This is a genomic window from Mycolicibacter acidiphilus, assembly GCF_018455725.1.
GTDB lineage: Bacteria > Actinomycetota > Actinomycetes > Mycobacteriales > Mycobacteriaceae > Mycobacterium > Mycobacterium acidiphilum.
Genome location: NZ_JAHCLR010000028.1, coordinates 42016 through 66395 on the forward strand (window position 1 = coordinate 42016; position 24380 = coordinate 66395).

At 68.3% G+C, this 24380-nt stretch carries 23 protein-coding genes and 1 riboswitch; of the genes, 16 read left to right on the forward strand and 7 right to left on the reverse strand.

Going from position 1 to position 24380, the window contains the following annotated elements:
• The first annotated feature begins 69 nt into the window (after nt 1-69).
• Genes prpD through KIH27_RS14050 form a run of 3 tightly spaced genes read left to right on the forward strand, consistent with a single transcriptional unit; the run spans nt 70 to nt 3628 of the window.
• The gene (prpD, locus tag KIH27_RS14040; RefSeq protein ID WP_214093577.1) at nt 70-1587 is read left to right on the forward strand and encodes a 2-methylcitrate dehydratase PrpD; all 1518 of its coding nucleotides are present in this window, start codon (nt 70-72) and stop codon (nt 1585-1587) included.
• Entirely contained in the window at nt 1584-2498 is a 915-nt protein-coding gene (gene prpB / locus KIH27_RS14045) for a methylisocitrate lyase (RefSeq protein WP_214093578.1), read from the forward strand. Before prpD ends, prpB begins: the two co-directional genes overlap by 4 nt.
• On the forward strand, nt 2495-3628 hold the full coding sequence (locus KIH27_RS14050) for a bifunctional 2-methylcitrate synthase/citrate synthase (RefSeq protein ID WP_214093579.1): 1134 nt from the start codon (nt 2495-2497) through the stop codon (nt 3626-3628). Before prpB ends, KIH27_RS14050 begins: the two co-directional genes overlap by 4 nt.
• Nucleotides 3629-3632: 4 nt before the next feature.
• On the opposite strand, the gene KIH27_RS14055 is transcribed toward KIH27_RS14050, so the two are convergent.
• Entirely contained in the window at nt 3633-4598 is a 966-nt protein-coding gene (locus KIH27_RS14055; RefSeq protein ID WP_214093580.1) for an acyl-ACP desaturase, read from the reverse strand.
• Nucleotides 4599-4759: 161 nt separating this feature from the next.
• Here KIH27_RS14055 and KIH27_RS14060 point away from each other — a divergent pair, with 161 nt between their 5' ends.
• Entirely contained in the window at nt 4760-5920 is a 1161-nt protein-coding gene (locus KIH27_RS14060) for an acyl-CoA dehydrogenase family protein (RefSeq protein ID WP_214093581.1), read from the forward strand.
• On the opposite strand, the gene KIH27_RS14065 is transcribed toward KIH27_RS14060, so the two are convergent.
• Nucleotides 5921-6298, reverse strand: a complete 378-nt coding sequence (locus KIH27_RS14065) for a thiol-disulfide oxidoreductase DCC family protein (RefSeq protein WP_214093582.1) — start codon at nt 6296-6298, stop codon at nt 5921-5923.
• A gap of 82 nt (nt 6299-6380) precedes the next feature.
• Between KIH27_RS14065 and KIH27_RS14070 the strand changes: the two genes are divergently transcribed.
• Both KIH27_RS14070 and KIH27_RS23195 read left to right on the forward strand, forming a co-directional pair.
• Nucleotides 6381-8126: a DUF3556 domain-containing protein gene (locus KIH27_RS14070; protein WP_214093583.1), complete on the forward strand. Its 1746-nt coding sequence runs from the start codon at nt 6381-6383 to the stop codon at nt 8124-8126.
• Between the two features lie 69 nt (nt 8127-8195).
• A complete protein-coding gene (locus tag KIH27_RS23195; protein WP_214093584.1) occupies nt 8196-10409 on the forward strand; it encodes a PecA family PE domain-processing aspartic protease in 2214 nt (737 codons plus the stop codon).
• Nucleotides 10410-10429: 20 nt separating this feature from the next.
• Here KIH27_RS23195 and KIH27_RS14080 read toward each other — a convergent pair whose 3' ends face one another.
• Nucleotides 10430-11308: a crotonase/enoyl-CoA hydratase family protein gene (locus KIH27_RS14080; RefSeq protein ID WP_214093585.1), complete on the reverse strand. Its 879-nt coding sequence runs from the start codon at nt 11306-11308 to the stop codon at nt 10430-10432.
• Nucleotides 11309-11495: 187 nt separating this feature from the next.
• Between KIH27_RS14080 and KIH27_RS14085 the strand changes: the two genes are divergently transcribed.
• Nucleotides 11496-12131, forward strand: a complete 636-nt coding sequence (locus KIH27_RS14085) for a TetR/AcrR family transcriptional regulator (RefSeq protein ID WP_307856880.1) — start codon at nt 11496-11498, stop codon at nt 12129-12131.
• Between the two features lie 10 nt (nt 12132-12141).
• On the opposite strand, the gene KIH27_RS14090 is transcribed toward KIH27_RS14085, so the two are convergent.
• Nucleotides 12142-12882, reverse strand: coding sequence for an SDR family NAD(P)-dependent oxidoreductase (locus KIH27_RS14090; protein ID WP_307856881.1), 741 nt, complete (start codon nt 12880-12882; stop codon nt 12142-12144).
• 138 nt (nt 12883-13020) lie between these two features.
• On the opposite strand from KIH27_RS14090, the gene KIH27_RS14095 reads away from it, so the two are divergent.
• The gene (locus KIH27_RS14095; RefSeq protein WP_214093587.1) at nt 13021-13821 is read left to right on the forward strand and encodes an enoyl-CoA hydratase/isomerase family protein; all 801 of its coding nucleotides are present in this window, start codon (nt 13021-13023) and stop codon (nt 13819-13821) included.
• Between the two features lie 11 nt (nt 13822-13832).
• Complete coding sequence (locus KIH27_RS14100; protein WP_214093588.1) at nt 13833-14840, forward strand: LLM class flavin-dependent oxidoreductase; 1008 nt, start codon at nt 13833-13835, stop codon at nt 14838-14840.
• A gap of 64 nt (nt 14841-14904) precedes the next feature.
• Here KIH27_RS14100 and metE read toward each other — a convergent pair whose 3' ends face one another.
• Nucleotides 14905-17175 carry a 5-methyltetrahydropteroyltriglutamate--homocysteine S-methyltransferase gene (gene metE / locus KIH27_RS14105; protein ID WP_214093589.1) on the reverse strand — a complete coding sequence of 757 codons (2271 nt, stop codon included), beginning with the start codon at nt 17173-17175 and terminating at the stop codon, nt 14905-14907.
• 131 nt (nt 17176-17306) lie between these two features.
• A riboswitch (cobalamin riboswitch) is annotated at nt 17307-17519 on the reverse strand.
• Between the two features lie 36 nt (nt 17520-17555).
• Nucleotides 17556-18209, reverse strand: a complete 654-nt coding sequence (locus KIH27_RS14110) for an SDR family oxidoreductase (RefSeq protein ID WP_214093590.1) — start codon at nt 18207-18209, stop codon at nt 17556-17558.
• A gap of 108 nt (nt 18210-18317) precedes the next feature.
• On the opposite strand from KIH27_RS14110, the gene KIH27_RS14115 reads away from it, so the two are divergent.
• From KIH27_RS14115 to KIH27_RS14140, 6 genes are all read left to right on the forward strand, one after another.
• Nucleotides 18318-18560, forward strand: a complete 243-nt coding sequence (locus tag KIH27_RS14115) for an antitoxin (protein WP_214093591.1) — start codon at nt 18318-18320, stop codon at nt 18558-18560.
• A 4-nt stretch (nt 18561-18564) separates the two neighbouring features.
• Nucleotides 18565-18993, forward strand: a complete 429-nt coding sequence (locus KIH27_RS14120; RefSeq protein WP_214093592.1) for a type II toxin-antitoxin system VapC family toxin — start codon at nt 18565-18567, stop codon at nt 18991-18993.
• A 64-nt stretch (nt 18994-19057) separates the two neighbouring features.
• Complete coding sequence (locus KIH27_RS14125; RefSeq protein WP_214093593.1) at nt 19058-20203, forward strand: thiolase family protein; 1146 nt, start codon at nt 19058-19060, stop codon at nt 20201-20203.
• A complete protein-coding gene (locus KIH27_RS14130; protein WP_214093594.1) occupies nt 20200-20988 on the forward strand; it encodes a crotonase/enoyl-CoA hydratase family protein in 789 nt (262 codons plus the stop codon). The genes KIH27_RS14125 and KIH27_RS14130 overlap by 4 nt, the downstream gene beginning before the upstream one ends.
• A 5-nt stretch (nt 20989-20993) precedes the next feature.
• The gene (locus KIH27_RS14135) at nt 20994-21530 is read left to right on the forward strand and encodes a gamma carbonic anhydrase family protein (RefSeq protein WP_214093595.1); all 537 of its coding nucleotides are present in this window, start codon (nt 20994-20996) and stop codon (nt 21528-21530) included.
• A gap of 78 nt (nt 21531-21608) precedes the next feature.
• Complete coding sequence (locus tag KIH27_RS14140) at nt 21609-22328, forward strand: CPBP family intramembrane glutamic endopeptidase (RefSeq protein WP_214093596.1); 720 nt, start codon at nt 21609-21611, stop codon at nt 22326-22328.
• 81 nt (nt 22329-22409) lie between these two features.
• Here KIH27_RS14140 and KIH27_RS14145 read toward each other — a convergent pair whose 3' ends face one another.
• Nucleotides 22410-23213 carry an enoyl-CoA hydratase gene (locus KIH27_RS14145; protein ID WP_214093597.1) on the reverse strand — a complete coding sequence of 268 codons (804 nt, stop codon included), beginning with the start codon at nt 23211-23213 and terminating at the stop codon, nt 22410-22412.
• A 79-nt stretch (nt 23214-23292) separates the two neighbouring features.
• Here KIH27_RS14145 and KIH27_RS14150 point away from each other — a divergent pair, with 79 nt between their 5' ends.
• On the forward strand, nt 23293-24378 hold the full coding sequence (locus KIH27_RS14150; RefSeq protein WP_214093598.1) for a CaiB/BaiF CoA transferase family protein: 1086 nt from the start codon (nt 23293-23295) through the stop codon (nt 24376-24378).
• The last annotated feature ends 2 nt before the right edge of the window (nt 24379-24380 follow it).

Sequence of the window (24380 nt, forward strand, 5' to 3'; positions counted from 1 at the left end):
AATGAGGACGCATAAATACGCTTCTACAGGTGATTTCGGGGTTCAGATTTCGGGCGTACTGTGCGAAATATGTTGATGCACTCCGTTCGAACACACCGCAGCGCAGAGGATTTCCCCCGCACCGAGCAACTCGCCTGGAAGATCGCGGAGGTCGCCGTCGACCCGGTCACGGTGCCCGCCGAGACCGAGGCCATGGTGATCAACCGGATCATCGACAACGCGGCCGTCAGCGCCGCCTCGGCGGTGCGCCGCCCGGTGACGGTGGCCCGGCAGCAGGCACTGGCGCACCCCGCCCATCCGGATAAGTCCGGCGGCGCCCAGGTATTCGGTGTGCCGGGCAGCTACTCCGCGGAGTGGGCCGCCTGGGCCAACGGGGTCGCGGTACGCGAACTGGACTTCCACGACACGTTCCTGGCTGCCGAGTACTCCCACCCCGGCGACAACATTCCGCCGCTGGTCGCCGTCGCCCAGCAACTCGGGGTCTCCGGCGCCGACCTGATCCGCGGACTGGCCACCGCCTACGAGATCCAAATCGACCTGGTCAAGGGAATGTGCCTGCACGAGCACAAGATCGACCACGTCGCCCACCTCGGCCCGTCGGCAGCCGCCGGGATCGGCACCATGCTCGGGTTGGACACCGAGACCATCTACCAGGCGATCGGCCAGGCGTTGCACTTGACCACCGCCACCCGCCAGTCCCGCAAGGGGCTGATCTCCAGCTGGAAGGCGTTCGCCCCGGCCCACGCCGGCAAGATCGCGATCGAGGCGATCGACCGGGCGATGCGCGGCGAGGGCGCACCGGCACCGATCTGGGAGGGCGAGGACGGTGTCATCGCCTGGCTGCTGTCCGGGCCGGACCACACCTACCGGATCCCGCTGCCCGGCCCCGGCGAAGCCAAACGGGCGATCCTCGACAGCTACACCAAAGAGCACTCGGCGGAGTATCAGAGTCAGGCGCCGATCGACTTGGCCCGCCGGATGCGGGGGCGCATCGGCGATCTGGATCAGGTCGCGACGATCGTGCTGCACACCAGCCACCACACCCACTACGTGATCGGCACCGGTTCCGGTGATCCGCAGAAGTTCGATCCGGACGCCTCGCGAGAGACCCTGGACCACTCGCTGCCCTACATCTTCGCGGTCGCCCTGCAGGACGGCAGCTGGCACCACGAGCGGTCCTACGCACCGGAGCGGGCGCACCGGCCCGACACGATCGAGTTGTGGCACAAGATCTCCACCGTCGAGGACCCGGAGTGGACCCGGCGCTACCACTCGACCGACCCGGCCGAGAAGGCGTTCGGCGCCCGCGCGGAGGTCACGCTGAAGAACGGTGAGGTGATCTCCGACGAACTCGCGGTCGCGGACGCCCACCCGCTCGGCGCAAGGCCGTTCGCCCGCCCGCAGTACGTACACAAGTTCACCGAACTCGCCGAGGGGGTGGTGGATCCGGCTGAGCAGCAACGGTTCCTGGCCGTCGCCGAGGGCATCGCCGAGGCGAAAGCCGGCGAGCTGGGGGCGCTGAACCTGCTGGTGGACCCGCGAGTGCTGGACAAGGCGCCGACGACCCCGCCCGGGATCTTCCGGTGAGCGGTCTGCTGGGCGCCGCCGCCAGCCCCGCGGAGAAGCGGTCCCGGTTCCGGGCGGGGTTGAACTCGGGCCGGCTGCAACGGTTCCCGGGTGCGTTCTCCCCGCTGGTGGCCAAACTGATCGGCGAGATCGGCTTCGAGGGTGTCTACGTCTCCGGTGCGGTGCTGTCGGCGGACCTGGGCCTGCCGGACATCGGGCTGACGACGCTGACCGAGGTCGCAGGCCGCGGCGGGCAGATCGCCGCGGTCACCGACCTGCCCGCGCTGATCGACGCCGACACCGGGTTCGGTGAGCCGATGAGTGCGGCGCGCACCGTCACCGTGCTCGAGGACGCCGGCCTGGCCGGCTGTCACCTGGAGGACCAGGTGAATCCGAAGCGGTGCGGGCACCTCGACGGCAAAGCCGTTGTGCCGGCAGCTGAGATGGTCAAGCGGCTGCGGGCGGCGATCACCGCACGCCGCGATCCCAACTTCGTGATCTGCGCGCGCACCGACGCCGCCGGCATCGAGGGTCTCGACGCGGCGATCGACCGGGCCAAGGCTTACGCCGACGCCGGCGCGGACATGATCTTCACCGAGGCGCTGTCCGGTCCGGCGGAGTTCGAGCGGTTCCGCGGCGCGGTCGACGTGCCGCTGCTGGCCAACATGACCGAGTTCGGCAAGTCGGAGCTGCTGACCGCGGCGCAACTCGGCGACCTGGGCTACAACGTGGTGATCTACCCGGTCACCACGCTGCGGCTGGCGATGTTCGCCGTCGAATCCGGTCTGCGGGAAATCGATTCCGCGGGAACCCAATCCGGTCTGCTGGATCAGATGCAGCACCGCAGCCGGCTCTACGAGCTGCTGCGCTACGCCGAATACAACAAGTTCGACGACGACATCTTCAACTTCACGTTAGGAGCTTCGCAGTGACGTCACTCGCCCCCGCCGAACCGCACATCTACAAGGGACTGGCCGGCGTGGTCGTCGACACCACCGCGATCTCCAAGGTGGTGCCCGAGACCAACTCCCTGACCTACCGCGGCTATCCGGTGCAGGATCTGGCCGCGCACTGCAGCTTCGAGCAGGTCGCCTATCTGCTCTGGCACGGCGAACTGCCCTCGGACGCCGAACTGGCGCTGTTCAGCCAGCGTGAGCGCGCCAACCGCCGGGTGGACCAGTCGCTGCTGGCGCTGCTGGCCAAGCTGCCCGACACCTGCCACCCGATGGACGTCGTGCGCACCGCGATCAGCTACCTGGGTGCCGAGGATCCCGCCGAGGATGACTGCACCGAACCGGCGAACGTCGCCAAGGCACTGCGGATGTTCGCGGTGCTACCGACCATTGTCGCGGTCGACATGCGCCGTCGCCGTGGGCTCGAACCGATCGCCCCGCACAGTCATCTCGGCTACGCGCAGAACTTCCTGCGGATGTGCTTCGGTGAGGTGCCCGACCCGGTGGTCGTCTCGGCGTTCGAGCAGTCGATGATCCTGTACGCCGAACACGGTTTCAACGCCTCGACGTTCGCCGCCCGGGTGGTCACCTCCACCCAGTCCGACATCTACAGCGCGGTGACCGCGGCGATCGGAGCCCTCAAGGGTTCGCTGCACGGCGGGGCCAACGAAGCCGTCATGCACGACATGATTGAGATCGGCGACGCCGGCAAGGCCGCGGAATGGTTGCACGGCAAGCTGTCCCGCAAAGAGAAGGTGATGGGCTTCGGGCACCGGGTGTACAAGCACGGCGACTCGCGGGTGCCCACTATGAAGCAGGCGTTGATCCGCGTCGCCGCTGATCGTGACGGCGGACGCTGGCTGGACATCTACCGGGTGCTGGAAACGGAGATGTTCAACGCCACCGGTATCAAGCCCAACCTGGATTTCCCGACCGGCCCCGCCTACTACCTGATGGGCTTCGACATCCCCATGTTCACACCGCTGTTCGTGATGAGCCGGGTGGTGGGCTGGACCGCCCACGTCATCGAGCAGACCGCGGCCAACGCGCTGATCCGGCCGCTGAGCGCCTACTCCGGCCGGCCGCAGCGCACGGTGAAGGTGGTCTGAGGGGTTAGCCTGTGGCCGCGACGCGGGCGGCGGCCGCCCGCTTCGCGTCGCGCTCCAGCAGGTGCGCCCGGCGCTCCTCGAAGCGGACGACGTCGCTCTGCAGCTTGTCCAGGAACTCGCCCAGCTCGTTGCGGTACTGGTCGCCGCGCGCGCTGAAATCGTTGCGCTCGAACACCTTCCACGTCCGCAACAGCGGCATGAGCACCTCGTCGAGGTGCTGGCGCAGATCGTAGATGCCGTGTTTGACCATCAGCACACCGTTGCGCCGCCAGTCGCGCATCCCGCGGCCGGGCATATCGAACTCCCGGATCACCTTGGTCACCGCCTCGATGGCCTGATCCGGCGCCAGGTTGAACCCCGCCTCCAGGATGTTGCGGTAGAACACCGCGTGCAGGTTCTCGTCCTGCGCGATCCGCTTGAGCATGGTGTCGGCGATCGTGTCGTTGCAGACCCGGCCGGTCTGCCGGTGGGTGATCCGGGTGGCCACCTCTTGGACCGTGACGTAGGCGAGCTGGATGAGCAGTCCCTCGAACTCCTCCGGCGCGTGCACACCGCGGGCCACGTGCTCCATCCGGTCGATCTCCAACTGCACCGGGTCGACGCTGCGGGTCACCACCAGGTAGTCGCGGATTGCGATGCTGTGCCGGTTCTCCTCGGCCGTCCACCGGCCGACCCAGGTTCCCCAGGCGCCGTCCACCGACAGGTTCTCGCCGATGTAGCGGTGATAGGACGGCAGGTTGTCCTCGGTCAGCAGGTTGGTGACCATCGCGACGCGGGCGACCTCGGAGAGCTTCGACTGGCTCTCGATCCAGTCCCGCCCGCCGAGCGCGGCGAAGTTGCGACCGTCGCCCCACGGCACGTAGTCGTGCGGATTCCAGGCTGCGGTGATCGCCAGATGGCGGTTCAAGGAGTCGGCGACGACCGGCTCCAGCTCAGTGAGCAGTTCAGCCTGGGTCAAGTCCTTGACCATCAATGTCCCCATTTTCGTTACGGCGTTCAGCCGTTTGGCCCCCTCGACGAGGCTACACGTGCTAGAGCTTAGGGCCACCTTCCCGCGCCGGGTGATACCGCGGGTACTGTGCGCGACGATCGTCGCACCTGCTGCGGCCGTGACCAAATCTGGAGGTAGCCATGTCGAAGCTGTTCCCCGATTACCGCCCGACCTGGGAGACCGACGCCCATCGTGACCTGCGGAAACATGCGGCGGCGTTCATCGAGAAGGAAGCCACGCCGCACCAGGAGCGCTGGGTGGCCCAGCACGGCGTCGACCGGGACTTCTGGAACAAGGCCGGTGACGCGGGTCTGCTCGGCCTGGATTTGCCCGAGGAGTTCGGCGGGGCCGGCGGTGACTACGCCATGCACTCGGTGGTGCAGGAGGAACTGGTCTACGCCCACGACCAGTGCTTCGGATTCTCGGTGCACTCGCCGATCGTCGCGCACTACCTGTACGCCTACGGCAACGACGAGCAGCGCAAGCGCTGGCTCCCCACGGCCATCACCGGGGAGTCGGTGCTGGCGATCGCGATGACCGAGCCGGGTACCGGATCGGACCTGCAGTCGGTGCGGACCACCGCGGTGCGCGACGGCGACCATTACGTCATCAACGGGTCGAAGACGTTCATCTCCAACGGCACGCACTGCGACCTGGTGGTGATCGTCGCCAAGACCGACCCGGCGCAGGGTGCGGCCGGGGTGTCGCTGATCGTCGCTGAAACCAAGGACCTGCTCGGCTTCGAGCGTGGCCGGGTGCTGCAGAAGATCGGCCAGCACGGCCAGGACACTCGGGAACTGTTCTTCTCCGACATGCGGGTGCCGGTCGCGAACCTGCTCGGTGAGCAGGAAGGGCTGGGCTTCTACCAGCTGATGGAGCAGTTGGCCCGAGAGCGGCTGATCATCGGCACCCTGTGCGCGGCGTTGGCGGAGGCGGCGGTGCTGGAAGCCATCAAGTACTCCAAGGAGCGGGAAGCCTTCGGTCGGCCGATCGCCAACTTTCAGAACACTAAATTCGTTCTGGCCGAGTGCAAGACTGAGACGCTGGCGATCAAGACCATGGTGGACTACGCCATCCAGCAGTACGTCGACGGCAAGAACGACCCGATGACCGCGTCGATGGCCAAGCTGTTCGCCGCGGAGAAGTCCGACCAGGTCGTCGACAAGTGCTTGCAGATCTTCGGTGGCTACGGCTACATGGCCGAGTACCCGATCGCGAACATGTACACCGGCTCGCGGGTGAACCGGATCTACGGCGGCACCAGCGAGATCATGAAGGAGATCATCAGCCGCTCGCTGTGATCAGCAGCCGCCCGGATGCGCCTCGCAGTACGGGGTGACGCCGCGGAACCGGTACCGGTGGGAGGCCACCCACCGGTAGGCGGCGTCCTCGACGAATCGGACGCCCGGCAACCGATAGAGCCGCAGTGGCAACCCGGTGCCGAGCGCGGTCGCGACCGCTGCGCTCATCGCCTCGGCGCCGGAGTACACCGCGCCGGAGGCGTCCAGCCAGCGCGCCGAGTCGAGGAGCCGGTCCGGCGGGATGCCCAACCGTTCGGCGGTGCCTGGGCTTTGCAGCGGTTCGATGTCGAGACCACCGGTGCGGTCGAGTCGGCGTATCCGGTACACGGCTCGGGTGCACATGCCGCAGCCGCCGTCGAAGAACAGCGTGCCGGACACGTCGCACCTCCCGTCGCGCGATGGTTGAGCCTCCAGCGTAAACCGCCCCCCGAACGGCTAGAACAGGTTCTAATCTGTCCGGATGGGATTTCTGAAGCCGGAACTGCCCGTCGTCGACTTCGCTGAATGGAGTCGGGGCACCCGCGCCGAGAAAATCCGCCCGATGGCGCGGCACTGGGCCGAGGTCGGGTTCGGCACCCCGGTGGTGCTGCACCTGTTCTACGTCGTGAAGATCGCGCTGTACATCCTGGGCGCCTGGCTGGTGGCGCTGAGCACCCGCGGCATCGACGGGTTCACCGCGGTGGGGCAGTGGTGGAGCGAGCCGATCGTCTTCGAGAAGATCGTGCTGTACACGATGCTGTTCGAGGTGATCGGGCTGGGCTGCGGCTTCGGGCCGCTGAACAACCGGTTCTTCCCGCCGCTGGGATCGATCCTGTACTGGCTGCGGCCCAAGACGATTCGGCTGCCGCCGTGGCCGGGACGGATTCCGCTGACCCGGGGCGACACCCGCGGGCCGGTGGATGTCGCGCTGTACGCGACGCTGCTGGTGCTGCTGCTGGTGGCGCTGTTCTCCGACGGCACCGGGCCGGTCGAGGCGCTGCACACCACGGTCGGGGTGCTGCCCGGCTGGCAGATCGCGGCGATCCTGGGCGTCCTCGCGCTGGCCGGTCTGCGCGACAAGGTGATCTTCCTGGCCGCCCGTGGCGAGGTTTACGCCCCGCTGGCCGCGGCGTTCCTGTTCACCGGCGCGGACATCGTCGTTAGCGCCAAGCTGACCTTCATGGTGATCTGGATGGGCGCGGCCACCTCGAAACTCAACCGGCACTTCCCGTTCGTCATCTCCACGATGATGAGCAACAACCCGCTGATGCGGCCCCGCTCGCTCAAACGACGTTTCTTCAAACACTTTCCGGACGACCTGCGGCCCGGCCGGCCGTCGATGGCGCTGGCGCATTTCTCCACGCTGATCGAGATGTGCGTGCCACTGGCGCTGTTCTTCAGCCACGGTGGCCGCCCGACCGCGATCGCCGCGTTCGTGATGGTCTGCTTCCACCTAGGGATCCTCATCGCGATCCCGATGGGGGTGCCGCTGGAGTGGAACGTGTTCATGATCTTCGGGGTGCTGACGCTGTTCGTCGCGCACGCCGATCTGGGGCTGACCGACCTGCACAACCCGGTGGGTGTCGTGCTGCTGTTCGCGGCCAGCGCCGGGACGGTGGTAGTCGGAAATCTGTTCCCTCGCAAGGTCTCCTTCCTGTGCGGGATGCGCTACTACGCCGGTAACTGGGACACCTCGCTGTGGTGTGTGAAACCGTCGGCGGCGGAGAAGATCGAGCGCAACATCGTGGCGATCGCCAGCATGCCTGCCGCGCAGTTGGAACGGTTCTACGGCAACCCGGAGTCCGCGCAGATCCTGATGTACATGGGATATGCGTTCCGCGGCTTCAACACTCACGGCCGGGCCCTGTTCACGCTGGCGCACCGGGCGATGGCCGGCTGCGACGAGGACGAGTACACGCTGACCGACGGTGAGCGGATCTGCTCGACGGCGGTCGGCTGGAACTTCGGTGACGGCCACATGACCAACGATCAGTTGATCGCCGCGCTGCAGAGACGCTGCGGGTTCGAGCCGGGCGAGGTGCGGGTGGTGATCCTCGATGCGCAACCGATCCAGCACCAGACCCAGCGCTACCGGCTGGTGGACGCCGCGACCGGAGAGTTCGAGCACGGCTATGTGCGGGTGGCTGACATGGTGGACCGGCAGCCCTGGGCTGACGACGTGCCGGTGTTCGTGGATCCTGATCCTGTTGTGTCAGTTGATGATTGACAATTAACTTAGAGAAATATGATAAATTCTTCGCGTTCAACTTAATGATCGAGCGTGGAGGTTGCCGGCGTGAAGCGTGTCCAGCGCGAACCCCGGCGTGTGCAATTCGATGACCGGGTGCCGGCCGCAGGTTCGGTTGTCGCGGCACTGGCCGCCTGCGGTGTCATCGCGCTGACCGGCTTGCCGGCGGCCGGCGCGGATCCCGTGGACTGGCTTGCCGACCTGGCCGACCCAATATCCGGTTCGGCGGCCGGTAGCGACGTGGCGCTGGGTTCTCTGACCGATGGCTCGTTCGGTGCGTGGGTGGAGAACACGGTCTACCTGCCGCTGCATTCTGAGGTTGAAGCTTGGATGCACAGCGATGCCGGTGAGCGAGAAGACGGTCTCATCAACCGACTGGCGGGTGTCTACCTGATCGGTGACGGGGCCGACGGAACCGCAGCGCATCCCGATGGGGGCAATGCCGGACTGCTGTTCGGCGACGGCGGCAACGGCTACGGCGCGACGGGCAGTGGCGGGAACGCGGGCTTCTTCCTCGGCAACGGCGGCAACGCCGGAACCGGCGACCTCCCGCTCTCAGGCGAGACAGCCGGTGCCGGTTCCGGGAACTTCGACACGGCTCCGGCCGGCCCGGTCACCCCACTGAACGGCGCGGTCGGCCATGGCGGCAACTCGGCATACCTGTGGGGCAATGGCGGCAACGGCTCCAACGGTGGTGACGGTGAATTCGGCGGCCACGGTGGTGCGGGTGGTGCCGGCGGCAACAGCGGCCTCTACGGCGGCAATGGCGGCAACGGCGGCGACGGCGGTGCGGGTGGCGCCGGGGTCGTCGGCGTCGGCAACGGTACCGGCGGCGCCGGTGGCGCGGGTGGTGCCGGCGGTCACGGGGGACTGTTCTACGGCGGCGGCGGTAACGGTGGTGACGGCGGTGCGGGTGGCGCCGGTGCTGCCGGCGGATTCGGCCATGCGGCCGTCATCGGCCCGGGCGGGATCGGTGACACCGGAGCGGTCGGCGGGGTCGGTGGGGCCGGCGGCAATGGTGGTGAAACCTACTTCGGCACAGCAGGAAACGGCGGCGAAGGTGGAATCGGAGGTGCCGGGGGAACCGGAGGGACCGGCGGCAACGGCGACTGGATTCGCGACCATGGTGCCGGTGGCGTCGGCGGTACCGGCGGAAGCGGAGGTGCCGGCGGTGAAGGCGGTGCTGCCGGTCGCGCCCTCGAATCCGCCGGCACTGCTGGCCACAGCGGTTCCGGTGGCGAAGGCGGGGTCGGGGGTGACGGTGGCCTGGGCGGTGCGAACTTCACCGGCGGTGTTGCCGGCGCCGGCGGCGCGGCCGGCGGCGGGGGACTCGGGGGCGCCGCGGGTACCGGCGCCGGCGGTGACTCCGGTGCGGCCGGCGGTGCCGGGGAGCGGGGATCGACGGGCCCGCTCGGCGACCTGCTGCCAAAGGGCTCGATGCCGGCGGGTCAGATGCCGATGTGGGGAAGGAGCACGTTCATCTCGGTCAACGGCGGGCCGACCATCGCGGTCACCTTCGACACCGGATCGTCGTCCCTGGTCATCCCCGAGAAGGATGTGGGTGACCTAGGCAGTCTCGGTGCGCCGATCGGGCACGGTCAACTGGCCTACGGGACGGGAACGAACGAACACGGCCGGTATTACCAGTACGACGAGTACAAGACCACGGTTGATCTCGGCAACGGGATGGTCAGCGGGCCGGTTGTGGTGGATGTCGTGCAGGGAGCGGACGGGGTCGCGTTGGGCGGCGTTTGGGGCGTCGGCGATGATCCGAACCATCTCGCGGAGAACGTGATCAAGACGCTGCCCGGCGACCTGAGCCAGGGGGCACTCATCAACGAGTCGCAGGGGTACCTGCAGCTCGGTGCGAACCCGCTGACACCGCAGGTCACCGTCGACGGGATGCCGGGGAGTTCATTGGACGTCTCCATCAACGGCGGCGCGCCGCACCTGGTGAACGTGGTGTTCGACTCGGGCGGCGTCAACGGCACGATTCCGAGTTCCCTGGTCCCCGGTGTGCCGATCGGCCACGCGGTTCCGGCGGGCACACACGTGGAGATCACCAAGCCCGACGGAACGCCGGTGTGGTCGTTCACCACCGGGAAGGAGGAGTCGCCCTCGGTGGCGGACTCGAACGGGTTCGTGATCCCCGGGAGCTTCAACTATCCGGCGAATCTCAACAGCGGGGCGTGGCTGTTCGCGAACAAGCCGATCTACATCAGCGAGGTCGGTTCCGGCTCGCTCAGCATCGACAAGCAGTAGCTACCCGGGTGGGTGTCGCGCTAACTGCGTGGCACCCACTCGTTGTAGAACGGCGGCATCGCCGAGGCTCGGGCGGTGAACTCCGGGTCGCGCTTCTCCAGGAACGACTGCACGCCCTCGGCGCCGTCACCGATGCTGGTGTAGAACATCGCCAGCGAGTCCACCCGGTGCGCCTCCACCGGATGCGGCTGGGCGGAGTTGCGGTAGAGCATCTGCCGGATCAAGGCGAACGACACCGGGGAACGGTTCTTCGTCCAGGCGTCGGCCAGGGCACGAGCCTCGGCGATCAGCGTCTCCGGTTCGTACACGGCCTGCGCCAAGCCGACAGCGTGCGCGGCCTGCGCGTCGAGGATGTCCGCACGGAACATCAGGTCCAAAGCGGTTGGCAGGCCGACGATCCGGGGCAGAAACCACGTCGAGCAGGCTTCCGGAGCGATGCCGAGCTTGCCGAACACGAACCCGACCCGCGCCTTGGCCGACACCAGGCGGGCATCCATCGCCAGCGTCATCGTGGCGCCGATGCCGACGGCGGCACCGTTGATCGCGGCGATCACCGGCTTGCGGCAGTTGTAGATCGCCAGCGTCACCCGGCCACCGGTGTCGCGCACCCGGGCCAGCGCCGGGTCGTCGAGGTCGGCCATGTCGGCCAGCGACGGCGACTGGTCCCCGTCGAGCCCGAACACATTGCCGGCCTTCGACAGGTCCATGCCCGCGCAGAACGCCCGGCCGGATCCGGTGACGATCACCGCGCGGACGTCGTCGTCGTCATTGACCGCGGTGAACGTGTGCTCCAGTTCCTCGGCCATCTCGACGGTGAACGCGTTGAGGTGGTCCGGGCGGTCCAGGTAGACGGTGAGGATGCCGTCCTCCACCTCATGGCGGATCGTGTGGAAGTCCATGCCTACTCCTGTCCTGGGTTCGACGGTTCGACACTAGTCGTCAGGAGGTACTGAACGATACGACCGATGTGGCGGGAGACCGGCCATGCGGTCGAGGATATGTATCAACGGTCGATTCCGGATAAACTCACCGTTGTCCTGCGGGCGGGTGGTGCCCCACTGCCGCCGGCGAAAGCGAGGAGTTGACGTGGCTGAGTCGGTGCCGGCGGAACCCAGGGCGTCGGGACGGGTGGCCCGTCGACGGGACCGGCGCAAGGCCGAAATCGTGCGCACCGCTACCGAATTGCTCTCCCGGCACGGCTATCAGGGGATGAGCCTCGAAGACGTCGCCGAGCGAACCGACATCGCCAAAGCCACCCTGTACCACTACTTCTCGGGCAAGGATGAACTCGTCGCCGCGGTCCTCGAGGCACTGACGGTCGATGTGAACAGCCGGTTGGAGGCGGAACTCGAGGTCGTGGACACCAGCAGCCACCTCGACCAACTGCGCGCGTTGATCCGCGAGCAGATCCACATCCTCACCGACACCGCCCCTGAGGTTGCCGCCGTGTTCTCCTGGCCGACCTCCTGGCCCGCGTCGTTCGAGGGGATCATCAAGGACAGTCGACGCCGCCACGACGCGATCTTCCGTCGTGTGGTGCAGGCGGGCGTCGCGGCGGGGGAGTTCGATTGCCCGGACCCCGACGTTGCGCTGCACTGCCTCTACGGCGTGCTCAACCAGTCGCCGCTGTGGATTCGCCCATCGCTGCCGGAGGCAAAGCGGGTTGAGCTGCGGGAGGCGGTCGTCGACACCGCGGCCCGGATGTTCAGCCTGGGCGTCTGACGCCCGCCGCTCAGCCGGCCATGGTCAGGCCGCCGCTGACGCTGAGCACTTGGCCGGTGATGTAGTTCGCGTAGTCCGAGGCGAAGAACAGCACGGCGTCGGCGATTTCGTCGGGCGTGGCCAGCCGACGGAACGGGATCGCCCGGATCAGGCCGGTCCGGACTTTCTCCGGCAGCGTCGCGAACAGCGGGGTGTCGGTCGGCCCGGGGCAGACACAGTTGACGTTGATGCGGTGGCGCGCCATCTCACGTGCCAGTGACTTGGTGAACGCGATGACGCCGCCCTTGGTGCCGGCGTACACCGTCTCACCGAGGCTGCCGACCCGTCCCGCGTCGCTGGCGATGTTGACGATCTTGACGGTGCGTTCCTCGGCGAGCGCACGCTCCAGGAACGCATGGGTGAGCCGGACGGGGCCGAGGAAGTTCACCGCGACCAGTGATTCCCACAGCGCGTCGTCGTTGTCCATGAACGGCTCCACCCGGTCGAAGCCGGCGGCGTTGACGATGATGTCCGGCACGCCGTGTGCGCCGATGACCTCGTCGCGCAGGGCCAGGATCGCCCGGGGCTCGGACAGGTCGACGCAATGAGCCGAGGCTCGCTCTCCGATGGCGCGCACGGTCTCGCTCAGACCGTCAGGGTCTCGGTCGACCGCGGCGACCTTCGCGCCGGCTTTCGCCAGTGTGACGGCCGTGGCGCGGCCGATCCCCGACGCGGCGCCGGTCACCAGTGCCAGCTTGTCGTTGAGTTCCACGGGTGCCTCCCGGATGCGTGGTGGACCTTGAAGAAGATGCCGACCGATTACTTGATTATTCGACTTGAGGGTCGATAATATGTTCCGACGGTTGGGCTGCACAAGCCCTGGCTGACGCAACCCACGAGGAGAGTCACGATGACGTACGAGGACTACCGCCAGTTGACGTTCACGCGTCGTGCCAACGGCGTTCTGCTCATCACGATCGACCGGCCGGAGAAGTACAACGCCGCCGACGAGGAGATGCACGGCGAACTCGCTCGGGTCTGGAACGACGTGTCGGCGGACCCCGAGACCCGGGTCGCCGTCATCACCGGTGCGGGCAAGGCCTTCTCCGCCGGCGGCGACCTGGCCATGGTGGAACGGATGGCCGGCGACTACGACCGGGTCACCCACATGCTCAAAGAGATGAGCGACATGGTGTACGGAATCATCAACTGTGAGAAGCCGATCGTGTCCGCGATCAACGGCGTGGCCGTGGGCGCCGGAACGGTCGCCGCACTGCTGGCCGACGTCGCGATCGTCGCCGAGGATGCCAAGATCGGTGACGGGCACGTCAAACTCGGCGTCGCGGCCGGCGACCACGCCGCGATCATCTGGCCGCTGCTGGCCGGGATGGCCAAGGCCCGCTACTACCTGCTGACCGGTGAGATGATCACCGGCGCCGAGGCCGAGCGGATCGGCATGGTTGCCAAAGCCCTTCCCCGCGAACAGGTTCTCGATGAGGCGCTGCGTGTCGCCGATGTTCTGGCGACCGGGGCGCAGCAGGCGATCCGGCTGACCAAGCGCGCCTTGAACAACTGGCTGCGCAGCGCCGGTCCCACCTTCGACCAGTCCGCGGCCTACGAGATGCTGACCTTCCTCGGCCCGGACGTCGTGGAGGGCTACACCGCCTTGCGCGAGAAGCGCCCGCCGCGCTTCCCCTCGGCCCAGAACTGAGGGCGTACGCGATGAAGATCGGGCTGGTGGTCATCGACGAGAACCCTGCCGAGGCACTGAAGATCGTCCGGGCGGCCGACCGCGCCGGCGTGCACTCGCTGTGGACGATCGACTACTACAACCGCAGCAGCCTCACCCGGGCCGCGGCATTCGCGGCCGCCTCGGAGCAGGCGATCGTCGGCACCAACGTGACTCCGCTGTTCGCCCGCTCCGCGCTGGCGCTCGCCTCGTCGGCATCCGACATCCAGGCGATCGCGGGTGGCCGCTTCGTGCTGGGCGTCGGCAGCAGCACCCGCCGGATGAACCAGGACTGGTACGGGGCCACCATGGACCATCCCGCCCCGCAGGTCCGGGAGCGGATCGACCTGATCCGGCAGCTGATCGCCCACCGGGATGGCCCGTTCCACTATCAGGGCCGGTTCGACCGTGTCGCGATGGCGCACTATGAGCGCACCGCGCTGCCCGACACGATGCCGATCTTCGCGGCCGGGGTGGGGGAGCACATGGTCGGCGTGGTCGGGGAGTGCGCGGACGGATTCGTCGGGCACACCATCGCTTCCGCGGACTACCTGCGCGACGTCGCGCCCCCGCTGCTCGCCAGGGGCGCGCTGCGGTCGGGCCGCGACCTTGGGCAGCTGTTGATGACGACGCAGATCGTGGCGTCGGCCGGTGCCGACCGGTCCGCGGCCCGCCGGGACGCCGCCGCCCAGGTCGGTTTCTACTCGACGCCGAAGGGTTACGACGCGCTGTTCCCGAATGGTCAGTTCGCCGCCGAGCGGGTCGCCGCGCGGGATGCCGTCATGCGCGGTGATGCGGCCGGCGTGATCGCGGCGGGTGAGGCGATGGTGGAGGAACGGGCGGTGTTCGGCACGCAAGAAGACGTCGCCGAGCAGTTGCGCCGCTACGACGGCGTCGTCGACTGGGCGATCCTGTATCCGCCGAACTACGGGGTCGACCCGGATGCCGTGCACGCCAACGAGTTGCAGCTGATCGAGGTGGCCGCCAACTGGGCGTCGTGACCGTGCCCTGAGCAAAGGCCCCCGAAACCAGGCGGTTTCGGGGGCCTTCGCCGTACTCGCGCGGTTACACGCTGGCGCGGGCCTCCTTCGCGGCGGCGACCAGGTTGGCCAGCGAAGCGTTGACCTCTTCAGCCCGACGGGTCTTCAGGCCGCAGTCCGGGTTCACCCAGAGGCGCTGCGCCGGAACGGCTTCCAGTGCCTCACGCAGCGATTCGGCCATCTCCGCGGTGGACGGCACCCGCGGCGAGTGGATGTCGTAGACACCCGGGCCGACCCCGTTGGAGAACCCGATCGCGTTGAGGTCGTCTAGCACCTCCATGTGTGAGCGGGCCGCCTCGATCGAGGTGACGTCGGCGTCCAGATCGGCGATCGCACCGATGACCTCACCGAATTCCGAGTAGCACAGGTGGGTGTGGATCTGGGTCGCGTCGGACACCCCGGACGTCGACAGCTTGAACGAGCCGACGGCCCAGTCCAGATACGCTGGTTTGTCGGCGTCGCGCACCGGCAGCAGCTCGCGCAGCGCCGGCTCGTCGACCTGGATCACCGCGATGCCGGCCTTCTCCAGGTCCACCGTCTCCTCGCGGATCGCCAGCGCCACCTGGTAGGCGGTGTCGGCCAGCGGCTGGTCGTCGCGGACGAACGACCACGCCAGGATTGTCACCGGACCGGTCAGCATGCCCTTGACCGGCTTGTCGGTCAGCGACTGCGCGTAGACGGCCCAGTCGACCGTCATCGGGTGCGGGCGGGTGACGTCGCCGTAGAGCACCGGCGGACGCACACAGCGGCTGCCGTAGGACTGCACCCAGCCGTTGGCGGTGGCGAAGAAGCCGTCCAGCTGCTCGGCGAAGTACTGCACCATGTCGTTGCGCTCCGGCTCGCCGTGCACCAGCACGTCCAGGCCGAGCTGCTCCTGCAGCTTGATGACGTCGGCGATCTCCGCCTTCATCCGCCGGGTGTACTCGGCCTCGTCGATCTCCCCGGCGACCAGTGCGGCGCGGGCCTTGCGGATCTCGACGGTCTGCGGGAACGAGCCGATGGTGGTGGTCGGTAGCGGCGGCAGGTGCAGCCGCTCGTCCTGCGCGGCGCGGCGAGCCTCGGCCGACCCGCGGTGGGTGCCGGCGGCACGGATCGCCGCGATCTCGGACCGCAGTGCGGCGTTGTTCAGCCGCGGGTCCGACTTGCGTGACGCGACGGCGGCATTGGACGCGGCGATCTCGTCGGCCACCGCGTCCCTCCCGTCGCGCAGGGCGCGGGCCAGGGTCGCCACCTCGTGAACCTTCTCCGCGCCGAACGCCAGCCAGCTGCGCAGCGCGTCGTCCAGGCCGGTCTCGGGCTCCAGCGAGTAGGGCACGTGCAGCGTCGAGCACGACGTCGACACCGCAACCGCCGCAGCCGATCCCAGCAGTGTCGCGAGCTTGGCCAGTGCGGCCTCCAGGTCGGTGCGCCAGATGTTGCGACCGTCGACCACCCCGGCGACCAGCGTCTTCCCGGCCAGCTCGGGCACCGATGCGATTGCGGTGTCGGCTCCGTAGACCAGGTCGACGCCGATCGCCTCGACCGGCGTGCGGGCCAGTGCGGGCAGACCGGCGCCCGGGTCGCCGAAGTAGGTGGCGACGAAGATCGCCGGCCGCTTGCTCAGTGCGCCGAGGCGGTTGTAGACCTGCTCGGCCAGGGCCGGAGCCGCGTCGGAGATGTCGGTGACCAGCACCGGCTCGTCGATCTGCACCCACTCGGCGCCGGCGTCGGCCAGCTTGCCCAGCAGGTCGGCGTAGACGTCGACCAGCTCGTCGAGGCGGAAGATCGGGGCCGGGGCGCCGTCGACAGCCTTGCTCAGCAGCAGGAACGTTACCGGGCCGATGATCACCGGGCGGGCCGGAATGCCTTGGCCCTGCGCCTCTTTGAGCTCAGCGAGCACCTTGGCCGGGTTCAGGGCGAACTTCGTGTCCGGGCCGATCTCCGGGACGATGTAGTGGTAGTTGGTGTCGAACCACTTGGTCATCTCCAGCGGGGCGATGTCGGCGTTGCCGCGGGCGGCCGCGAAGTAGCGATCCAGTTCGTCGGCGACACCGGCGACTCGCGCCGGGAGCGCCCCGAGGAGCACCGCGGTGTCCAGCATCTGGTCGTAGTAGGAGAACGTGTTGACCGGCACCGAGTCCAATCCGGCGGCGGCCAGCTGCGCCCAGGTGTCGCGGCGCAGGCCGGCGGCGACCTTCTGCAGCTCAGCCTGGTCGATCCGGCCGGCCCAGTAGCTCTCGGTGGCGCGCTTGAGTTCGCGGCGCGGCCCGATGCGTGGGGACCCGACGACGGTGGCGGTAAACGGTTGAACGGTCACGGTTGATCCTTCAATTGACGAGGGTGGTCACCGCCAGCGGCCGTCCAGCCATTGGGGTTGCGTGCAATTTACAGCACTACAACCCTCTAAACCAGACGCCCATTCCGCGAGGCGACGATCCGCTGGGCGCGGCGCGCCCAGCACAACTGGCAGGTCTTCGGACTCGCAGGCGCGCACCGTCGGTGCCCCTAATGGCCGTCGCTTCCCAGTCTCGGATAACCCGCTGACCAGTGCCTTTGACGGCGGTCGTTCCTGCATACCGCTGCGGGACAGTCCCGGATTCTCACCGGGTTCCCTCTTGCGACACATGACGTACATGCGTCGCTCGATGTCGACATCGTCGAAGTGACATTGCCGACAGACCAGCTGCAATCCCTAGGCTACCTGTCAGTTGCCAGCGCTGCGGCGATGGGGACGTCGCCGTCGTTGAACTCGATCGTGCGGCGAATCGTCGTGTCGTCGGCCAGCGCCGCGGCGATCACCAGGGCGACGTTGCCCCGGGACACCTCGCCTTTGCCGGTGCCCGAGCCGACGGCGATCCGGCCGGTCGCCGGCTCCACCGTGAGGCGGCTCGGTCCCAGCACTGTCCAGTCCAGCCCGCTCGCCCGCAGGTGGGCGTCGGCGGCGGCCTTTGCCTGCGCATACGGGTAGAAGCTGTTGTCCTCCGGCACGCCGTGATCGGGTCCGGCGCCGAAGTAGGACACCATCACGAACCGGCTGACCCCGGCCTGCGCGGCCGCGTCGACGGTGCGGATGGCGGCGTCGCGGTCCACCGCGTAGGTGCGGGCCGGGTTGCCGCCCCCGGCGCCGGCGGAGAACACCACCGCATCGTGGCCGGCCAGCAGGTCGGCCAGCGCGGTGGTGTCGAGCTGCTCGATATCCGCGACGACGGGAGTGGCGCCGGTCGCCGCCACCTCCACGGCGTGATCTGGGTTGCGGAACACAGAACTGACCTCGTCGGTGCGTTCGGTCAGGATGCGGCTGAGCAGCAGGGCCACCTTGCCGTGTCCGCCGAAGACGATGATGCGTGCCATGGTCGCGACGGTACGCGGCCAGCACGACGGCTGCGGTTCGACGGACTTCCGCTTCACGGCATATCCGGCAGCCCGCAGGAGCGTCGGTGATGCATTAGCATCAGATGCATGCGCACCACACTGTCGATTGATGACGACGTGCTGCTCGCCGTGAAGGAACGGGCCGCTCGGGAGAAGCGGACGGTGGGGCAGGTGCTCTCCGACCTGGCCCGTCAGGCGCTGACCGGTCGACGCCCCGAATCACCGTCACCCGAGGTTGACGCATTCTTCGGATTCGAGCCCCTGCCGCATCGCGGCGGAGCCGTTTCGAACGCATTGATCGACCGACTGCGCGACGACGAAGCGATCTGATCGGATGCGTGCGCTCCTCGACGTCAACGTGGTGCTGGCCCTGCTCGACACCGATCACATCGACCATGATCGTGCCCGCAGCTGGATCGTTGAGGAGATTGCGCACGGCTGGGCGTCCTGCGCGATCACCCAGAACGGCTTCGTTCGAATCATCAGCCAGCCCCGTTATCCCAGTCCGATCTCGCCCAGTCGCGCGATCGACCTGCTGTCTGGCGCCACCCAGACCGTGCATCACGAGTTCTGGCCCTGCACGGTCAGTATTGCGAACCCCGCGGTCATCGACCGCTCGCGACTGCACGGCTCGAAGCAGGTGACCGATGCGTATCTGTTGGCGCTGGCCGTGGCGAACGGCGGGCGGTTCGTGACCTTCGATCGGTCGGTGGCCCAGCATGCCGTGCGAGGAGCGGACGCGAGGCATCTGGTCACCCTGTAGTGACGCCCGCCACTGCTTGACCCACAATCGACGCACGAGTCCGGATCCCCGAAGGAGAATGCCCATGGCCGAAGCCGTCATCGTCGAAGCGGTCCGCTCACCGATCGGGAAGCGCAACGGCGGACTGTCCGGGATTCACCCGGCCGAACTGTCCGCCCAGGTGCTCAACGGACTGGTGCAGCGCGCCGGGGTGGACCCCGAACTGGTCGACGACGTGATCTGGGGCTGCGTCATGCAGGCCGGCGAGCAGGCGCTGGACGTCGGTCGCACCGCGCTGCTTACCGCGGGCTGGCCGGAGTCGGTGCCGGGTGTGACGGTGGATCGCCAGTGCGGGTCGAGTCAGCAGTCGGTGCACTTCGCCGCCGCCGGGGTGGTCGCCGGGCACTACGACGTCGTCGTCGCCGGGGGAGTGGAGTCGATGTCGCGCACCCCGATGGGCTCGTCGCTTGCCAATGGCGGCCGGCCCTACCCGGCGGCGTTCAAGGCGCGCTACGCCCAGACCCCCAACCAGGGCCTCGGCGCGGAGATGATGGCCGCCCAGTGGGGACTGGACCGCACCGCGCTCGACGAGTTCTCGCTGGCCTCCCATGAGAAGGCCGGCGCAGCACAGGATTCCGGTGCCTTCGACGACGAGATCGTCGCGATCAAGGACGACGACGGCGGCGTCGTCACTAAGGATGAGGGCATCCGCCGCGGCACCACCATGGAGAAGATGGCACAGCTGAAGCCCGCCTTCAAAGAGGACGGGGTGATCCACGCCGGCAACTCCAGCCAGATCTCCGACGGGTCGGCGGCGCTGCTGTTCATGTCCGCCGACAAGGCGAAAGCCCTGGGGCTCACCGCGATCGCCCGGGTGCACACCGCCACCCTGGCCGGTTCCGACCCGGTGATGATGCTGTCCGGCCCGATCCCGGCCACGCAGAAGGCGCTGCAACGGTCCGGGCTGAGCGTCGATGAGATCGGGGTGTTCGAGGTCAACGAGGCGTTCGCCCCGGTGCCGATGTCCTGGCTGGCCGAGATCGGAGCCGACCCGAAGAAGCTGAACCCCAACGGCGGGGCGATCGCACTGGGGCACCCGCTCGGCGCGTCCGGTGCCCGGATCATGACCACGATGCTCTACCACATGCGCGCCAACGGGATTCGGTACGGCCTGCAGACCATGTGCGAGGGCGGCGGACAGGCCAACGCCACCATTTTGGAGCTGCTGTGAATGCGCCCGCCGTCCTGGTCGAGCAGACCGGCAACGTACTGGTCATCACGATCAACCGCCCCGAGGCGCGCAATGCGGTCAACGGTGCGGTCAGCGCGGGGATCGGTGACGCGCTTGCGCACGCCCAGGACGACGACGCTGTGCGTGCGGTGGTCATCACCGGCGCCGGCGACAAATCCTTCTGCGCCGGAGCCGATCTCAAGGCGATCGCCAACCGTGAGAACATCTACCATCCGGAACATCCCGAGTGGGGATTCGCCGGCTACGTGCAGCACTTCATCGACAAGCCGATCATCGCCGCGGTCAACGGCACCGCCCTGGGCGGTGGCACCGAGATCGCGCTCGCCAGCGACCTGGTGATCGCCGAGCAGCGTGCGCAGTTCGGCCTGCCGGAGGTCAAGCGCGGTCTGATCGCCGGGGCGGGTGGGGTGTTCCGCATCGTTGAGCAGTTGCCGCGCAAGGTCGCCCTGGAACTGCTCTACACCGGGGACCCGATCTCGGCGGCGGACGCTGCGCGCTGGGGCCTGGTGAACCGGGTCGTCGACGACGGCACCGCGCTCGCCGTCGCCCTCGAGTTCGCCGAGCAGATCGCCGGCAACGCACCGCTGTCGGTGCGGGCCAGCAAACGGATCGCCTACGGCGTCGACGACGGTGCCATTCCCGGTGAGGAACCCGGCTGGGCCCGTACCGCAAGGGAATTCACCACGTTGCTGAAATCCGAGGATGCCAAGGAGGGGCCGCGGGCGTTCGCGGAGAAGCGCGCCCCGGTCTGGAAGGCGCGGTGAGTGCGATGTCGCAACCGCTGATCGTCACGATCGCCGGGCACACCCCGCAGGTGCCCGCCGAATCATGGGTCGCCCCCAACGCCAGCCTGCTGGGACAGGTGAATCTGGCTGCTGGAGTCAGCGTTTGGTACTCGGCCACGCTGCGTGCCGAGATGGAGCCGATCGAGATCGGCGCCGACAGCAACATTCAGGACGGGGTGACCGTGCACGTCGACCCCGGCTTTCCCTGCCGGGTCGGCAGTCACGTCAGCGTCGGGCACAATGCGGTGCTGCACGGCTGCACTGTCGAGGACGGGTGCCTGATCGGGATGGGTGCGATCGTCCTCAACGGCGCCGTCATCGGCGCCGGTTCGCTGGTGGCGGCCGGTGCCGTCGTCCCGCAGGGCATGGTGGTGCCGCCCCGGTCGCTGGTGGCCGGGGTGCCGGGCAAGGTCCGGCGCGAACTCAGTGACGCCGAGGTGGAGAGCAACCGGCACAACGCCGTTGGCTATCGCCTGCTGATGGACGCCCACCGCGGGGCACTGCCGGGTTCGTCGAACTGACGCATTCGCCCCACCGCCCGCGTTCGGGCCGCTACGTTCAAGGGACGTTGCCAACCTGATGCCGAGGGGACGTCCCGTATGACCCAGTCCAGCCCGACCCGGCCCGGCCTGCTGCGCGAGCTGACCACGATCCTCTCCAAGGTGTCGGCTCCCTACCACGAGCCACCGGCGGTGGTGCTGCGCCGGCGCATCGTGGTGGCCGTGGTGCTGGTGCTCGGCGCGGCGGTGCTGGGGTTCATGCACACCAAGAACCCCGGTGAGCCGGCGTTCTACTGGCTGTCCCTGGCGTTGGCGGCGGTGTGGGCGGGGGGCGCGTTGCTGGCCGGGCCGATGCACCTGGGGATGGTGCGGTTCCGGGGCCGCAATGAGCGCCCGGTGTTCACCGGCACCGGCGTCGGCCTGGTGCTGGGCCTGGTCTTCCTGCTCGGCGGGCTGGTGATCAAGCACATTGCGCCGTTGAACGACGGGGCTACGCAGATCCTGGAGTACACCACCCATGTGTCGTGGCGACTGGTGGTGTTGATCGCGATCGTCAACGCGGTGGCTGAGGAGATGTTCTTCCGCAGTGCGCTGTTCACCTCGTTCGGCCGGCACTACCCGCTGGTGTTCTCGACGCTGCTCTATGTCGCGGCGATGATGGCTGCCGGGAACCCGGTAGTGGGTCTGGCGGCGCTGGTGCTGGGGACCGTCTGCGCCATCGAGCGCCGCGCCACCGGGGGAGTGCTGGCCTCGGTGCTGACCCACCTGGTGTGGGGGTTGATCATGGTGCTGGCGTTGCCCTCGGTGTTCGGGATGTAACCCGCGCCCTGTCCTGACCGTGCAGAGTTGTCCGGGCCCACCTGGGCGGATGCCGGTCGACTCTGCACGTTCGCGCAGGGGTCAGGAGTCGGTGAAGTTCGGGGTGCGCCGATCCTGAAACGCCCGGGCACCCTCGCGGAAGTCGTGGGAGTTCAGCAGCGTCGACTGCCCGACGTACTCGCGGTCCAGGGCGCCGTCCAGTTCGGTCAGCGTCGCGGCGTTGACGGCGTGCTTGGTCTTGGCCAGCGCCACCGCCGGACCGGTCAGCAGCGCCGCCAGCACCTTGTCGACCTCGCCGTCGAACTCCTCGGCCGGGTACACCGCGCTGATCAACCCCCAGTCCAAAGCCTCAGTGGCGGTGAGTCGCTCGGCCAGCAGCGCCAGGCGCATCGCCCGGATCCGGCCGATCGCCGCGGCCACCAGAGCCGACGCGCCGCCGTCGGGCATCAGCCCGATCTTGGTGAACGCCAACAGGAAGAACGCCTTGTCCGACGCCAGCACCAGATCGCAGGCCAGTGCCAGCGACACCCCGACCCCGGCGGCCGGACCCTGCACCACCGCCACCACCGGGTGCGGCAGCGCGGTGATCGCCCGGATCGCGCGGTTGGCCTCGTCGATGATCTCGGTCGGCACCCCGTCGTTGGCGTCGTCGGCGCTGATCCCGGCCCCGGAACTGAAGCCGCGCCCGGCGCCGCCCAGGCGCACCACCCGCACCTGAGGATCCCGGGCGGCGGCCTCCATCGCGTCGGCGATGCCCGCCAGGACCGGCGTCGTCACCGAGTTCAGGCTGTCGGGGCGGTCGATGGTCACCGACAGCACGCCGTCGGTCAGGGCCACCGACAGGCCGTCAACGGGTTTCAGGGAGTCCAGTGCGGTCATGGGCATCACCATAGGCAACCGGCCTGCACCGACCTCACCGACGGCTGCGAAGATGCAAGCCACCACATAACACCGGAGGTCGAACATGGCGGGACCACTGCACGGATTGCGGGTAATCGAACTGGCCGGGATCGGCCCCGGGCCGCACGCGGCGATGATCCTCGGCGACCTCGGCGCCGACGTGGTGCGGGTGGACCGGCCACCGAAATTCGGCGCGGAGCCGTCCAAGGACCAGATGCTGCGCAACCGCCGCTCGGTGACCGCCGACCTGAAATCGCCGGAGGGGCGCGACCTGGTGCTGCAGTTGGTCGCCAAGGCCGACGTGCTGATCGAAGGGTTCCGGCCCGGCGTCACCGAACGGCTCGGGCTGGGCCCCGAGGACTGCGCCAAGGTCAACGAGAAGCTGATCTACGGCCGGATGACCGGCTGGGGACAGGACGGCCCGCGGGCCCTGCAGGCCGGCCACGACATCAACTACATCTCGCTGAACGGGGCGCTGCACTCCATCGGCCGGCGGGGGGAGCGGCCGGTGCCGCCGCTGAACCTGGTCGGGGACTTCGGCGGCGGGTCGATGTTCCTGCTGGTCGGGATCCTGTCCGCACTGTGGGAGCGACAGACCTCCGGCAAGGGGCAGGTCGTCGACGCCGCGATGGTCGACGGCTCCAGCATGCTCTCGGCGATGATGTGGAGCTTCCGGTCGCAGGGGGTGTGGAAGGACGAGCGCGGTGTCAACATGCTCGACACCGGCGCCCCGTACTACGACACCTACGAGTGCGCCGACGGCGGCTACGTCGCGGTCGGCTCGATCGAGCCGCAGTTCTACGCCGAGTTGCTGGCCAAGCTGGGTCTGGACCCGGCCACCCTGCCCGCGCAGAACGACGTCAGCCGCTGGGCCGAGTTGCGGGCGGTGTTCACCGAGGCGTTCGCCGCCCACGACCGGGACCACTGGGCGAAGGTGTTCGCCACCTCCGACGCCTGCGTGACGCCGGTGCTGGCGTTCGGCGAGGTGCTCACCGACTCGCACATCGCCGAGCGGGACACGTTCTACGAGGTCAACGGCTACTTGCAGCCGAAGCCGGCGCCGCGGTTCTCCCGCAGCACCCCGGACACCCCGGCCCCGCCGAAGGCGCCGGGTGCCGACAACGACACCGTGCTGACCGACTGGGTATAGTC